Source organism: Protofrankia sp. BMG5.30 (genome assembly GCF_001983005.1).
Classification (GTDB): domain Bacteria; phylum Actinomycetota; class Actinomycetes; order Frankiales; family Frankiaceae; genus Protofrankia; species Protofrankia coriariae.
The window spans coordinates 1-14,157 of the sequence record NZ_MOME01000022.1 but is presented as its reverse complement, the minus strand read 5'-3'; the positions used below and the strand labels follow the sequence as shown (position 1 = coordinate 14,157).

Annotated in this window: 10 protein-coding genes; all 10 read left to right on the top strand. The window is 67.7% G+C overall.

Features of this window, described 5'->3' with window-relative positions:
* The first annotated feature begins 231 nt into the window (after positions 1-231).
* The 10 genes from glgX to cas2 all read left to right on the top strand — a co-directional run bounded on the left by glgX (position 232) and on the right by cas2 (position 14,065).
* Positions 232-2,526 carry a glycogen debranching protein GlgX gene (glgX, locus tag BL254_RS13625; protein WP_076843512.1) on the top strand — a complete coding sequence of 765 codons (2,295 nt, stop codon included), beginning with the start codon at positions 232-234 and terminating at the stop codon, positions 2,524-2,526.
* Between the two features lie 142 nt (positions 2,527-2,668).
* The gene (gene treY / locus BL254_RS13620; protein ID WP_254858129.1) at positions 2,669-5,071 is read left to right on the top strand and encodes a malto-oligosyltrehalose synthase; all 2,403 of its coding nucleotides are present in this window, start codon (positions 2,669-2,671) and stop codon (positions 5,069-5,071) included.
* A 764-nt stretch (positions 5,072-5,835) separates the two neighbouring features.
* Positions 5,836-6,411, top strand: a complete 576-nt coding sequence (gene cas6, locus BL254_RS13615; protein ID WP_256386248.1) for a CRISPR-associated endoribonuclease Cas6 — start codon at positions 5,836-5,838, stop codon at positions 6,409-6,411.
* Positions 6,408-7,916 carry a hypothetical protein gene (locus BL254_RS13610; protein ID WP_139342304.1) on the top strand — a complete coding sequence of 503 codons (1,509 nt, stop codon included), beginning with the start codon at positions 6,408-6,410 and terminating at the stop codon, positions 7,914-7,916. The genes cas6 and BL254_RS13610 overlap by 4 nt, the downstream gene beginning before the upstream one ends.
* Entirely contained in the window at positions 7,913-8,941 is a 1,029-nt protein-coding gene (gene cas7i / locus BL254_RS13605; protein WP_047222861.1) for a type I-B CRISPR-associated protein Cas7/Cst2/DevR, read from the top strand. The genes BL254_RS13610 and cas7i overlap by 4 nt, the downstream gene beginning before the upstream one ends.
* Complete coding sequence (cas5, locus tag BL254_RS13600) at positions 8,938-9,714, top strand: CRISPR-associated protein Cas5 (RefSeq protein WP_083731066.1); 777 nt, start codon at positions 8,938-8,940, stop codon at positions 9,712-9,714. The genes cas7i and cas5 overlap by 4 nt, the downstream gene beginning before the upstream one ends.
* A complete protein-coding gene (locus tag BL254_RS13595) occupies positions 9,711-12,320 on the top strand; it encodes a CRISPR-associated helicase/endonuclease Cas3 (protein WP_076843477.1) in 2,610 nt (869 codons plus the stop codon). The genes cas5 and BL254_RS13595 overlap by 4 nt, the downstream gene beginning before the upstream one ends.
* The gene (locus BL254_RS13590) at positions 12,320-12,814 is read left to right on the top strand and encodes a CRISPR-associated protein Cas4 (protein ID WP_047222864.1); all 495 of its coding nucleotides are present in this window, start codon (positions 12,320-12,322) and stop codon (positions 12,812-12,814) included. The genes BL254_RS13595 and BL254_RS13590 overlap by 1 nt, the downstream gene beginning before the upstream one ends.
* Positions 12,815-12,817: 3 nt before the next feature.
* Positions 12,818-13,798 carry a type I-B CRISPR-associated endonuclease Cas1b gene (cas1b, locus tag BL254_RS13585; protein WP_047222865.1) on the top strand — a complete coding sequence of 327 codons (981 nt, stop codon included), beginning with the start codon at positions 12,818-12,820 and terminating at the stop codon, positions 13,796-13,798.
* A gap of 3 nt (positions 13,799-13,801) precedes the next feature.
* Positions 13,802-14,065 carry a CRISPR-associated endonuclease Cas2 gene (gene cas2 / locus BL254_RS13580; RefSeq protein WP_047222866.1) on the top strand — a complete coding sequence of 88 codons (264 nt, stop codon included), beginning with the start codon at positions 13,802-13,804 and terminating at the stop codon, positions 14,063-14,065.
* Positions 14,066-14,157: the final 92 nt, after the last annotated feature.

The following is a 14,157-nucleotide window of genomic DNA, read 5'->3' as shown; positions in this document are numbered from 1 at the left end:
CACGGCGGATACCGTGATCAACGGTTTGTGATCGACAACGCGGGTGACGAGTTGCGCACAGCGCGGCCCGAAGGTGTACTCAAACCGGCCCGGCCGCGCCCGCCACCCCGCCGGCCGAACCGGAATCCACCGGCCCGGAATCCACCGGCCGGGAAGTCGCCCGAGCCGTCGGTGCCCATCCACGCCAGCACCAGTCGTCGGCGGTTCCCCAACCCCGTAGGCTCCGTGCGTATGTTGCAAGTCTGGCCGGGCAGCCCCTATCCGCTCGGTGCCACCTACGATGGCACCGGCACCAATTTCGCGATCTTCTCCGAGGTTGCCGAGAAGGTCGAGCTGTGCCTGTTCGACGAGGACAACACCGAGACCCGGGTCGAACTGAAGGAAGCCGATGCCTTCGTCTACCACGGTTTCCTGCCGAGCATCGGCCCCGGCCAGCGATACGGGTATCGGATCCACGGCCCCCACGAACCCGCCAAGGGGCTGCRGTGTAATCCGTCCAAGCTTCTTCTGGACCCGTACGCGAAGGCGGTCGACGGCGAGATCGACTGGGACCAGTCGGTCTTCGGCTACAACTTCGGCGACCCCGACAGCATGAACACCGAGGATTCCGCGCTCCGGGTGATGAAGTCGGTGGTCATCAGCCCGTTCTTCGACTGGAACGGGGACCGCCCGCCGCGCACCCCGTACAACGAGACGGTCATCTACGAGGCGCACGTACGCGGCCTGACGATCGCCCATCCCGGGCTCCCACCGGAGTACCGCGGCACCTACGCCGGCGTGGCACATCCGACGATGATCGACCATTATCACAAACTCGGTGTGACCGCTGTGGAACTCATGCCCGTCCACCAGTTCGTGCAGGACGAACACCTGGTCCGCCGGGGGCTGCGCAACTACTGGGGGTACAACTCGCTGGCCTTCCTGGCCCCGCACAACGCCTATGCGGCCGACGCCCGCGCGGGCCAGCAGGTCCAGGAGTTCAAACTCATGGTGAAGAACCTTCACGACGCCGGCATCGAGGTGATCCTCGACGTCGTGTACAACCACACGGCCGAGGGCAACCACATGGGCCCGGTGCTGTGTTTCCGCGGCATCGACAACGCCGCCTACTACCGGCTCATCGAGGACGACCCGCGCTACTACATGGACTACACCGGCACCGGCAACAGCATGCGGGTGCGTCACCCACACGTCCTGCAGCTCATCATGGACTCGCTGCGCTACTGGGTGACCGAGATGCACGTCGACGGGTTCCGGTTCGACCTGGCCGCGACCCTGGCCCGGGAGTTCTACGAGGTCGACCGGCTGTCGTCCTTCTTCGACCTCGTCCAGCAGGATCCGGTGGTCTCGCAGGTCAAGCTGATCGCCGAACCGTGGGACCTCGGCGCCGGCGGCTACCAGGTCGGCAACTTCCCCCCGCTGTGGACCGAGTGGAACGGCAAGTACCGTGACACCGTGCGGGATTTCTGGCGCGGCCAGGACCAGGGCATCGCCGAGTTCACCTCCCGGCTGACCGGCTCGAGCGACCTTTACGAGTCCGACGGACGCCGGCCCTCGGCGTCCATCAACTTCGTCACCGCCCACGACGGGTTCACCCTCGACGACCTGGTCTCCTACAACAACAAGCACAACGAGGACAACGGCGAGGACAACCGGGACGGATCCGACGACAACCGGTCGTGGAACTGCGGCGCGGAAGGGCCGACGGACGACCCCGCGGTGCTCGCRCTGCGCGGCAGCCAGGTCAGGAACTTCCTCACCACGCTCTTCCTGTCCCAGGGCGTCCCCATGCTCCTGGCCGGCGACGAGATGGGGCGCACCCAACAGGGCAACAACAACGGGTACTGCCAGGACAACGAGATCTCCTGGCTGGACTGGTCCCTGGCGGAACGCAACGCGGACCTGGTCGAGTTCACCGCGACCGTCTGCGCCCTGCGCCGGGAGCATCCGGTGTTCCGCCGCCGCCGGTTCTTCCGGGGCGACCCGATCCACCGCCTGGACGCCGGGACGGGCAGCGGCCCGGACGGCGCACCCGTCAGCGGCCACGACGGCGGGGAAGCCCTCAAGGACATCGTCTGGCTGCGGCCGGACGGCACCGAGATGTCGGACGCCGACTGGGGGTTCACCCCGGCCCGCTCCTTCGGGGTGTTCCTCAACGGGCACGGCATCCCCGACCCCGACCAGCGCGGTGAGAAGGTCGTCGACCAGTCCTTCCTGCTGTTCTTCAACGCCCACTTCGAGCCGCTGGGCTTCCGCATCCCGCCGGAGAACTTCGGCACCAGCTGGGAGGTCGTCGTCGACACCCGCCCGCCCGCCCCGGCCCAGCCGGCGATCGTCGACGCCACGACGGCCGGAGCCGGCGACGCGTCCGGCACCGGCGCGGCGGCCGGAGCCGGCGCGGTGAGCGGGGGCGGCGGCGGGAGCGCCGCCTCGCTCGGCCCACGCCTGACCGGTCGGGTCGTGAAGGCCGACGACCCGATCGAGGCCGAGGCCCGTTCGACGCTTGTGCTGCGCTGTGCCGACTGATCCGCGGGGCGGTTCCGGCGTCGGCGCCGCCCCTGCCGGTGGTCCGGGTGGGCTCGGTGGGCCTGGTGGGCTCGCTGGGCCTGGTGCCGGCGGCGAGCCCGGCCGGGCCGTCCCCACCGCGACCTACCGGCTGCAGCTGAGCATGGAGTTCTCCTTCACCGACGCGGCCGTCGTCGTGCCGTACCTGGCCACGCTCGGTGTCACCCATCTGTACTGCTCGCCCGTCCTGGAGGCGGTCGACGGCTCGACCCACGGCTACGACGTGGTCGACCACGGCCAGATCAGCCCGGAGCTCGGCGGGCAGGCCGGGTTCCGGCGGCTGGTGACCGCGTGCCGCAAGGCAGGCCTCGGCCTGGTGGTGGACCTGGTGCCCAACCACATGGCGGTGGCCGCGCCCGAGTCGGCCAACACGGCCTGGTGGTCGGTGCTGCGCGAGGGCGCCGAGTCGCCGTACGCGTCCTGGTTCGACATCGACTGGAACTCCCCGGAGAACCCCGGGAAGATCGTGATCCCGGTTCTCGGGGACGCGCTGGGCACCTGCCTCGCCCGCGGCGAGATCCGGCTGGCCACCGACGAGGACGGCGCCTGGGTGGTCGTCTACCACGATCACGTGCTACCCGTCGCGGACGGGACCGTCGACCCTGACGACGTCACCGCCACCCTCGAGCGTCAGCACTACCGGCTGTGCTTCTGGCGGGTCGCCGGCACCGAGCTGAACTACCGGCGCTTCTTCGACATCACCACCCTCGCCGGCCTGCGCCAGGAGGACCCGGACGTCTTCGCCGCCACCCACCGCCTGATCCTCGACCAGATCCGGGCCGGCGCGATCGACGGCCTGCGGATCGACCACCCCGACGGCCTCGCCGACCCCGAGGAGTACCTGCGCCGGCTGTCCGAGGCCACCGGCGGCGCGTGGACGGTCGTCGAGAAGATCCTGGAGCCCGGTGAGGCGCTGCCCGACACCTGGGCGTGCGCCGGCACCACCGGCTACGACGCGCTGAACCGGCTCACCCGGCTGTTCATCGACCCGGCCTCGGCCAGGGCGTTCAGCACCCTCTACACCGAGGTCRCCGACGTCAGGTCCGACTTCGCCACGATCAGCCGCCAGGCCAAGATCGACGTACTCGCGGGCGCCCTGCGCCCCGAACTGGACAGGCTCACCGCCCTCGCGCTGACCGAGGCCCGGCGGCGGCGCGCGGACCTCACCCGCGTCGGCCTGCACGAGGCGCTGGCCGAGGTGCTGGCCGCCTTCCCCGTCTACCGCGCCTACGTCCGCCCGGGCGCGGCGGCGACCCTGGAGGCCCGCGGGCACATCGTGCGGGCCTGCACGCAAGCCCGGGAGTCGCTGCCCCTGCGCGCGGACGAGATCGACCTCGTCGAGGAGCTGGCCCTGGCCGGCCCGCCGGAGTTCGTCGTCCGCTTCCAGCAGACCGCCGGGCCGGTCATGGCCAAGGGCGTCGAGGACACCGCCTTCTACCGGTACGGCCGGATGATCGCGCTGAACGAGGTCGGCGGCTCCCCCGGCGACTTCCCCGGCTTCCCCGCCGGGCACCCGCACAGCGCGGTGCACGAGTTCCACGAGGCCAACACCACCACGCAGCGGGCTTGGCCGCTGACGATGACCACCCTGTCCACGCACGACACCAAACGCTCCGAGGACGTCCGCGCCAGGCTCGCCGTGCTGACCGAGGACCCCGACGGCTGGGGCGAGGTCGTCCGCCGCCTGCTCACCCTCGGTGAACGGCACACCGACATCGAACACGGCTGGCCGGACCGTCCGACGAGCTATCTGCTCGCCCAGACCCTCGTCGGAGCCTGGCCGCTGCCAGCCGACCGGGTCCGGCAGTACATGTTCAAGGCCGTCCGCGAGGCAAAGACCCACACGTCGTGGACCGACCCGAACCCCGGATACGAGTCGGCGCTGACGAACTACGTCGACGCGGTCCTCGACGACCGGGACTACCTCGCGACACTGGAAACCTACGTCGCGTCCCTGGTGGAGCTCGGACGCCAGAACTCCCTGACCCAGAAGCTGCTCCAGCTCGTCTCCCCCGGCGTGCCCGACGTCTACCAGGGCCAGGAGCTGTGGGACGCCTCCCTGGTCGACCCGGACAACCGGCGCCCGGTCGCCTTCGGCGAACGCGCGAAGCTGCTGACCGAGCTCGGCCCCGAATCCGGCAGCCGCAAGCCACCGCCGCTCGACGACACCGGGGCGGCGAAGCTACTCGTCGTCGCCCGCGCGTTACGGCTGCGCCGGGAACACCCGGAGTGGTTCGGCGCCCAGGCCACCTACCGGCCGCTGTGGGCGTCCGGCTCGGCGGCCGACCATGTGGTCGCCTTCAGCCGCTCGGGGTCGGTGGTGGCCGTGGCGCCGCGCCTGGTCCTGGGGCTGCGCCGCGGCGGCGGCTGGCGCGACACCACCCTCCCGCTGCCCGAGGGCCGCTGGACGGACCTGTTCACCGGCCGCCGCCACGACGGCGGCGTCGCCTACGTCCTCCGCCTGCTGCGCGACTTCCCCGTCAGCCTCCTCGTCCGCACCCAGTAGATAGCTCCTTCTCTGTTCTGTCCGTCGTCGGATAAATCCCGGCGACGGACAGAACAGACGCAGATTATTCTATTCGCGACCTGGAGCCTCGAAGGCCTGTGGCTTACTCCAACAAGGCTTCCGCCATGGTACTTTCACATCCACCGTTCCGCAGACGAACATTTAGACAATCAGTAGATAGCCCATGCCAGTCAAAGGGGAATAATATGAGCAGTCCGCACGAAATTTTGATCAAAGTAAAGAGTCGCACCTTCCGGATAGTATTCCGCTTTTCCGGAGCGACGGTGGCAATTATTGGCGTTGTATTTTTTCTGAGCAAGCTGTTCGAATAGCTCCCATTCACCCTTTTTGCGACTTGCTACCGAGGGATTAAAACAAGGCTTGTGGATTACTCGAGCTGACCGCTTCCACTCCTTGTCCTCATCGACCCTTCGAGGGATCTTCCAGCTTGCCCGACCGGGCACTGGCGATCTTCGGCGTCCGAGTTGGCCCGACCCGTCCGTCAGTAATGATTGGGGAGGGTGCAGGATGCCTCCTGAGGGTGACCGATGTGGTGTGGACCACACCGGTTGTCCTGCCAACGAGACGCACTCATACGGGGGAGGTAGATCGTGCGACTGCGGGTGTCGGTTCGAACGACAGCACGCGAGCTTGAGTGGCGGAACGTCCAACTTCCCGGGCGCGGGTTCTGCTACTCATTGTTACAACAGGTGGACTCGAAAATAGCGGAACGTATACACGGCGAGGGGTGGGGCARCCACCGGATGGCGCCGTTCGGCTTTGGTCCACCTACGTTTCCGCAGGCCAGGCGGGTCAAAGGCCGCTACGCGGTGGGCGGCCACGGCTATCTCGAGCTGGGCAGTCCGCTGCACGTGGTGATCCAGGCATGGGCCAGGATTCTCAGCACGACTCCGATCATCGACTGGGGTGGCGTGGCGCTGCACGTCGAGGGCGTCAACATCGTCGACCCTCCGGCCTTCACCGACGGTACGGCCTTACTACGGACGGTCACTCCAGTCGTGATGAAGGGCTCCGGCCGTGGTCCGGACGGGATCCGCACAACACGGCAGGCGTTCCTCCTGCCATGGGAGCCGGAGTTCGCCGGCTACTTCGCGCAGAGCCTGCAACGCAAGGCCGAGACGATCGGCGTCGACCCGGACATCACCCTCGAACAGATCACCTGGGCCGGGGCGAAACGCAGCTTCGACACCGGAAAAGGGAAAAAGGTCGGGGCACAGGTCGAGGTCCGGTTGCGCGGTGCGCCAGAAACCCTGAGCGCGCTGTGGTCGTGGGGCCTCGGCCAGGCGACATCGGCGGGTTTCGGATGGGTGTCGGCGTGACCGCACCAGCCGGACCGGGGGCAATCGCGAGCATCACAACGGAGGAGATCGAGGCCCAGCGGCGGGTAGTGCTCACCGCACACCCGCTGCAACGGGTCGGCGCGTTCGCTCTCACCGCGCTCGCCGGCTGCCGTGAGCCAGGAGAGATAACGGCCGATGCGTTCGACACCGCAGTTCGGACAATGGCCGACGACGCGGTACGCGCCGCGCACGCCGAGTCGACCAAGGCCGCCGACGGATTCTGGCTCAAGGCCAGCGGTTCTTTCTTCCCAAACTCCAAGATGAACCACCCGTCACGATCGAAACGCGGCCGTGACGAGCTCACGGAGCAGGTACGGGCATGGCGGACGATGCCCGAGGCCCGGACGTGGCCGGGGGTACCGTGCGCGCTGTGCGGCCGGGCGGCGGTCTCCTTCTTCGGCAAAGTCGACGTGCCACTGATGGAGAGCGAGAACCAGCGCAACACCACCGCGCCCGGGCAGGCCGGTCTACCGCTGTGCTGGCCGTGCGTGTCATGCTTTCACGCCCTGCCGTATGGCTGCCGGCTCACCGGTGGAGCGAACACGGCCGTGCACAGTTGGGATGACARCTTCCTCGCGCAGGCCACCAGGGAAAGGGTGCGCAGAAACAACGAGCACATCGCCCTGGGCGTGCCGGTGCCGTCGAACCAGCCGTCCGCCGACCAGATCGCGTTACGGGGGCTGCGGGAACACGGCCGCCCGCTCGGTGCGGGCGTCGACCTGTTCGTTTTCAACAACGACAACCGCGGCGCGTCCCTCGCCGTCCACGCGATGGACCAGCCGCTGGCGGAATGGCTGCGTCGCACGATGCGCGCGTCGAACCGGGCAGGGTACACGGCGCTGGTGGCAGCGCACCGGACGAAGGAACTCTCCGGCGAGACCCGGCTCGCGCACCATGCCTTCCGTCAGCCCAGCCGTATTCTCCGGACCGCGGCAGCCTATCTCGCCGATCGTCCGCCGCCCGCCGACCCGGTGCGTGACCTGGACCGTGACCTGGCCGCCCTGTGCTTTTCTTTCGCCAAAGAGGTGTTGTACGTGGAACAGCGCGACGTCGATGAAATCCGGGCACTGGCCCGCAATGTCGCGACGGTCGTCGCGGCCAGGAAAACCCAGTCAGAGCTGAAGAAGTTCCAGGTCGCCTACCGCGACCAGAATCCGGCTCGGCTCCGTAAGTGGATCGACGACCACGCGGTGCGGTGGATGCTGCGCAGCGCGGATCTGCCTACTGATGCCACCGGGCCGTTCATCACGGTCCCCCAGACCAGGCTCCTGTTCGATCCGGACCACCAGACCAGGCTGCACCGACAACTGCTGCTCGTCGCCGTCCTGGAACACCTGCACGAGATGGGTTGGCATCCCGAGGCAGCCGAAGGCGCCGACGACGAACTRGACGACGAGACCATCACGTCCACCGCGGACGAAACCGGCGACCTGGACGCCTACGACATCACCGGCATCGGCTCTCTGGAAGGACAGTCAGCATGACGTACCTGGTGGGCAAGGTCGCCCTCGACGTGAACGCCGGCGCCCCGAACAACGGCCTCGGTAGCGACAACGTCGCCCGGGTGAAAAAGCTCTACGCCGGCGGACTGTCCCATCCGTACGTCTCCGCGCAGGCGTTCCGCCGTTGGGTCCGGGATTCGCTGCCCGCCGACGAGCGCCGTTCCCCAGTTTTCCGCAGCGGCAGCGGGAAGAACCAGCAGGCATATTCGTCCGGCCGTCCCGACCGGTATCTGGACGACGATCTGTTCGGCTACATGGTTGCGGTCAGCAAAGGGAGCAGCTGCCAGCGGGACACTGTGCTCGCCACCGGGACCCTGGTGTCGGTGACACCGGAAAAGCCGGCCGAGGACTTCGGGACGATGAGTCGAGGCTTCGACACCGGCGCGAACCCCGTCCTGCACGGTCACGAACACTACACCGCGGATCTCGCCGGTGACGTGCTCCTCGACCTCGCCCGGGTGGGGACGTTCGAGACCGACGGTTCCGGGCTCAAAGTGGCGCTGACCAGCGCTGCCGCGCAGGAGGCCGCGGCCGGTGGAGCGGAGCGGATCGACTTCCGGGGGGCCAGCGCGTTGCGGCTGCCGCTGGCGGAACGTCGCCGACGGGTCGCGGTGCTTCTGCGTACGCTCGCCGCGGTCCGTGGCGGAGCCAAGCAGGCTCTGCACTATGGCGACCGGACCCCCTCGCTGACGCTGCTCGCGCCGATAAAAGGTGGGGTCAACCCGTTCACCCGGGTGCTGCGCGCTCGTGATCGGCGGACTTTCTTCGACGTCCGTGTCTTCACCGAGGAGCTGACCGCGTGGCGGGAGGAGCTGGACGGACCGGTCCATGTGGGCTGGGCTCCGGGTTTTCTCGGCGACCAGCGGGAAGCCGTCCGCGCCGAACTGGCGGATGCGATCGGCAGCGGAAGCATCATCCTTGACCATCCACGGATCGTGCTCAACCGGCTCGCCGACGAGATCGAAGGCGGCCAGCACGACGTCTGGTTCGAGGACACCAGAAAATGACCTTCCCGGGCCTCACCTCTCCCGCCGAAGCTCCCACCGAAGCCGACAGCGCACACCCGGGGACAGGAGCAGAGCCTGCCGAGGCTACCAACGGGAACACCGGCCTCCCGGTGGACGCACTTGAAATCACCGTGTCAGCGCCGGTCGTCTCCTTCCGTGATCCGCTGTATGCGACTGCCCAGGTGTGCCTGCCGTGCCCCCCACCGTCCACGGTCGGTGGGATGCTCGCCGCGGCCGCGGGCGGCTGGGAGACGATAGACACCCAGCTACGATTCGCCATGTCATTCGTCGCGCTGGGTGCTGGTACCGATCTGGAGACCTACCATCCACTCGATGTGGGAAAGCCGGGTGGGCGGGGCGACCCGGTACCGCGAGAACGTCCGTTCCTCGCCGATGTGGAGCTGACCGTCTGGCTCCTGGACGACACGGACACGTGGGCCGAGAGAATGCAGCGGCCCATCTGGCCGCTGCGTCTCGGTCGCAGCCAGGACCTGGTTCGGGTGGTGGCTCGGCTGGTGCGGCTACGACACGGCGTGGGCCGGCAGGGTCACGCGGTCGTGCCAGCCGATGTCACCCGGCACGGCCGGCTGGTGCAGCTCACCACCACCATCAGCCGGGACCGTGCCCGGCGTCGCTGGGAGGCGTACCGCTACCAGCCATCTGGCCTCGGTGGTGATCCGCTCACCGGCGGGCTGGTCACCGAGCACGGTCAGGCCGTGGCTCTGTTGCCGCCGWCTCATCCCGTCCACGCGGAACCCCTGGCGTCCCGATGACCGTGGACGCCGCCAGGTTCACCGGGCTGGAGCAGGTATGGGCGAAAAGCCCCAGCGGGCAACGGGATGCCGGGGAGGCGCTAACGTCCCATCTGGACGCCACTGTTATCGCCGCCCGCCAGGTGCAGCGACGGATCGGCCATCTGCCCGGCCTGCCAGCGGAGATCGCCGGAGATGCCTTCTGGACGGTGGTGGCCTGGGCCGCGCTTACCCACGACGCGGGAAAGATCGCCGACGGCTTTCAGCGCATGCTCAGACGGGCGCGTGACAGGTGGCCCCAGCGACATGAGGTTCTGTCTCTGGGCTTCCTGCCGTTCCTTCTTCCGGATACTCCCACGCGGTGGTGGATCGCCCTCGGCGTCGCGACCCACCACCGCGCGCTCGCCGACGCCGACAGCGGTCGGGCGCTGCGCGCTCTCTACCCCGAGGACCTGGTGCCCACCCCGGAGGATCTCGCCGATGAGYTGGGCACGGTCGACAGGGAACGGACCAGGATGCTGCTCGGTTGGCTCACGGAAAGATCCTCGGAGGTGGGACTGACCGCTGCCACCGAGGCAGCCATGCCCGACGCAACCGGCCCGGCCGACGCATCCCACCTCTGCGGACACGCGCTGTCAACACTATGGAGACTGTGGGCGACCTGGTCCGATGCCGATGCCGACCCCGGCCGCGGGCTAGCGGCTGTGCTGGTGCAGGGGGCGGTGACCATGGCCGACCATCTGTCCAGCGCGCACGGCAGCCTGCACACCCGGCAGCCGTTCGACTCCGGCTATCCCGAACGGTTCGCTGGCCGGCTGGCCGAATCCGGCCGGGCGCTGCATGCGCACCAGAAGGAAGYGGCCTCGGTCGACGGACATCTGATCCTGCGGGCGTGGACGGGCAGCGGGAAGACCGAGGCCGGCCTGCTGTGGGCGTCCCGGCAGGTCATCGCGATCAGTACGGCGTGCGGCGGGGTACCCCGGGTCTTCTACACGTTGCCATACCTGGCCTCGATCAACGCGATGACCGCGCGGCTGGCGGAACACGACGTCGGGGACGAAAGCCTGATCGGGGTCAGCCACTCACGGGCCGCATCCTATTATCTGTCCCGGTCGCTGTGTGGGGCGGACGACGACGCCGAGGAGAACCGCTCCGGCCGCAACGGTGTCAGTGCCGACGGCGGTACCGGCACGGATGCTGGCATGGCCGCGGCGAAGGCGCTCGCCCGGGCGGGCGCGACACGGCTGTTCCGCGAGACGGTCCGGGTCGGCACGCCTTACCAGTTGCTGCGCGGCGCGCTCGCCGGCCCGACACACAGCAGCATTCTGCTCGACAGCGCCAACTCGGTGTTCGTCCTGGACGAGCTGCATGCCTACGACGCGCGCAAGCTCGGGTTCATCCTGGCCACCTTCGGTCTGTGGGCGCGGCTCGGCAGCCGCGTCGGGGTGCTGTCGGCGACCCTGCCGGCTCCGCTGATCGAACTGGTCCGGACCAGCCTTGAGAACGCGGGGAACAACGCATCTTCGAGGACGCCCGCATCACCAGTGACCTTGGTGGAGGCGAGCCACGGCACCGCTCCCAACCGGCACCGGATCCGGACGGCCCAAGCGCATCTCACCGATCCGACCACTCAGAAAATGATCATATCCAGGCTGGCGGCGGGGGAATCCGTCCTCGTCGTGGCGAACAACGTGGCTGACGCCCAAAGCCTGTTCGAGGCGTTGTCGCCGTATGCTCCGCCCCTGTCGGACAGCGAGCGGAACAGCCGTCCGGGCGATGATCTGGATGCGGAGGTGGACGGTGAAGCAGCCGGGGCGTGGGCCGCGTGTCTGCTGCACTCCCGGTTCAAGCGCTGTGACCGTAACGCGATCGAAAGAACGATCACCAGCCGTTACCGATCGGGGACCTCGGCGGAGACACGGCGACCCGGGCTGGTCGTCGCCACCCAGGTAGTCGAGGTTTCGTTGGACGTCGACTTCGATGCGATCTTCACTTCGTGCGCTCCGCTGGACGCGCTGATTCAGCGGTTCGGCCGGGTCAACCGGAGCGGCACCCGTCCGCCGGCAGATGTCGTCGTGTGCCAGGCCGAGATGCGCGCCCGACGCGGCGGCACGACCGAGCTGTATGCGGACGGTGTCTACGAGCGCGAGCCGACCGAGGCTGCCTGGCAGGTGCTGACCGCACACGACAGTGAGATCGTGAGCGAAGCGTCGTTGTTGGGCTGGCTGGACGACATCTTCGACTCCGACTGGGGCCAAAGATGGGTGGACGAGGTCACCCGCCACCGGGATGCCTTCACCAGCAGCTTCCTCACCTTCACCCGGCCGTTCAGCGACCGTTCCGAGCTCACCGACGCATTCGACAAGATATTCGACGGTACCGAGGGAATCCTCGCCTCGGATGAGGATGAATACGCCAGCCTGCTGGCCACGGCAGCCACCGGGGCGCAGGGCCGTCTACTCGCCGCGGACCTGCTCATACCGCTGCCTTACTACGCGAAAAAGCTGGCCGGCTGGAACCGGCAGCTCGGTGTCTTCGTCATCGACGGCGACTACGACAAGAAACGAGGCCTGACCGCCGTCCGCGGTCGGGCGGCGGACCGTTACCAGCCCGGTGAGCTGATCTGATGGAGCCGGCTGACATCGGGGGCGTCCACATCAAATATCTGCATCACTGCCACCGGCAGCTATGGCTGTACAGCCGTGGGGTCCGGCCGGAGCATCTCAGCGAGCGGGTCCGTCTCGGGGAGGCGTTGCACGAGGTCTCCTACGACCGGTTCCGGCCCGTCGACCTCGGCGCGGCCAAACTGGACCATCTCGACGGGGACCTGTGGGTGCACGAAGTCAAGTCATCCCGTCGGCCGACCGTGGCCGACGAAGCCCAAGCGCTGCACTACTGCCTCCGGCTGATCGATGTCGGTGTCGAGGCCCGCGGCGCTGTCCTGCACTACCGGCCGACCCGGCGCACCATCCGCATCCCGTTCGATGACGAACGGCGGGCACGCGCCGTGGACGACATCGCGGCCGTGCTCGACATTGTCGAGCGGTCCGATCCGCCGGAGCGACTTGACCGGCCGCGCTGCGTCGGATGCAGCTACCTCGACTACTGCTGGACGGACTGACCCATGCCCGAAGCAGCCCGCACCTACTGGCTGACCTCCCCCTGCCGGATCCGCCGAAAGGACTCGACACTCGTCATCGAACGAGACGATGGGAGCAAGGTCCATATACCCGTCACCGACGTACGCGACATCATCGCCTGCTCCCCAGTAGACATCAACACCGCGGTGATGACGCTACTCAACCAACATCGTATCTCTGTGCATCTGCTCAGTTACTATGGCGACTACGCTGGATCACTGCTTCCGGCCGAGGCACATACATCCGGCCAGACCGTCCTGGCCCAGGCACGCGCCGCCACGACTCCGCGGGCTGCCATGGCCATCGCGCGGTCGCTGGTGTGCGCGACAGCGTTCAATGTCCGCCGTGTCGTCGACCGGTCCGTGCTGAAAAAGCCGTTCGAGACGCTGGAAGCCGGCGCTGCCGCCGCCGACTCGACCGCCCAGCTCATGGCCGCCGAAGGGAACTTCCGCCGGACCGCATGGACTGTGATCGACACCAAGCTACCGGACTGGTTACAGCTTGACGGCCGTAGCCGCCGACCACCCGCCAATGCGGGAAACGCTTTCATCAGCTATGTCAACGGCATCGTCTACGCCCGGCTCCTGACCGCAATCAGGCTCACTCCTCTGCACAGCGGCATCGCCTTCCTGCACAGCTCCATGGAACGTCAGCGCCATTCCCTCGCACTCGACCTGGCTGAAGTTTTCAAACCCCTGTTCGCCGAACGCCTGCTGCTGCGTCTCGCCGGCCGCGGCCAGTTGAATCCCACGCATTTCGACGCCCAGGTCGGAAACACCATGCTCACCGAAAGCGGACGGAAATTTGTCGTTCAAACCGTTCGTGACGAGCTGGCGGTCACCATCAARCACCGCGCGCTCGGACGATCGGTCGCATACGATGAACTGCTCTACCTCGAAGCGCTGAAACTAACCCGCACCTGTCTCGAGGGCGAGCGCTACCAACCGTTTCGGATCTGGTGGTGACCCATGTACGTGATCGTTGTTTACGACACCGCCGCGGAACGCAACAGTACGGTCCTCGCGACCTGCCGCCAGTACCTCCACCATGTGCAGCGGAGCGTGTTCGAAGGAAACCTCAGCCCCGCGCAGCTCCTCCGCTTCCGGCGCCGGATCGAAGCTGTGATCGACCACTCCCACGATCATGTCCTCGTCTACACTCTCCCTCCTGGTGCAGACATCGTCCGGGAGAGCATAGGCGCCGGCTGGGCTGCCCCCAGCGACATAATTTGATCATGGACGGTGCAGCGGACCCCCGCTTGGTGATGTTCGACCGGCGGCTCGCTGCGATCCGCCCCTTCCCCCAGCCCTCGACACGCCGTCCG

Bases quoted from the DNA above. Each gene is read 5' to 3' on its own strand.
- cas7i (WP_047222861.1), top strand. From the start codon at position 7,913: ATGACGTACCTGGTGGGCAAGGTCGCCCTCGACGTGAACGCCGGCGCC.
- cas6 (WP_256386248.1), top strand. From the start codon at position 5,836: ATGGCGCCGTTCGGCTTTGGTCCACCTACGTTTCCGCAGGCCAGGCGG.
- cas2 (WP_047222866.1), top strand. From the start codon at position 13,802: ATGTACGTGATCGTTGTTTACGACACCGCCGCGGAACGCAACAGTACG.
- BL254_RS13590 (WP_047222864.1), top strand. From the start codon at position 12,320: ATGGAGCCGGCTGACATCGGGGGCGTCCACATCAAATATCTGCATCAC.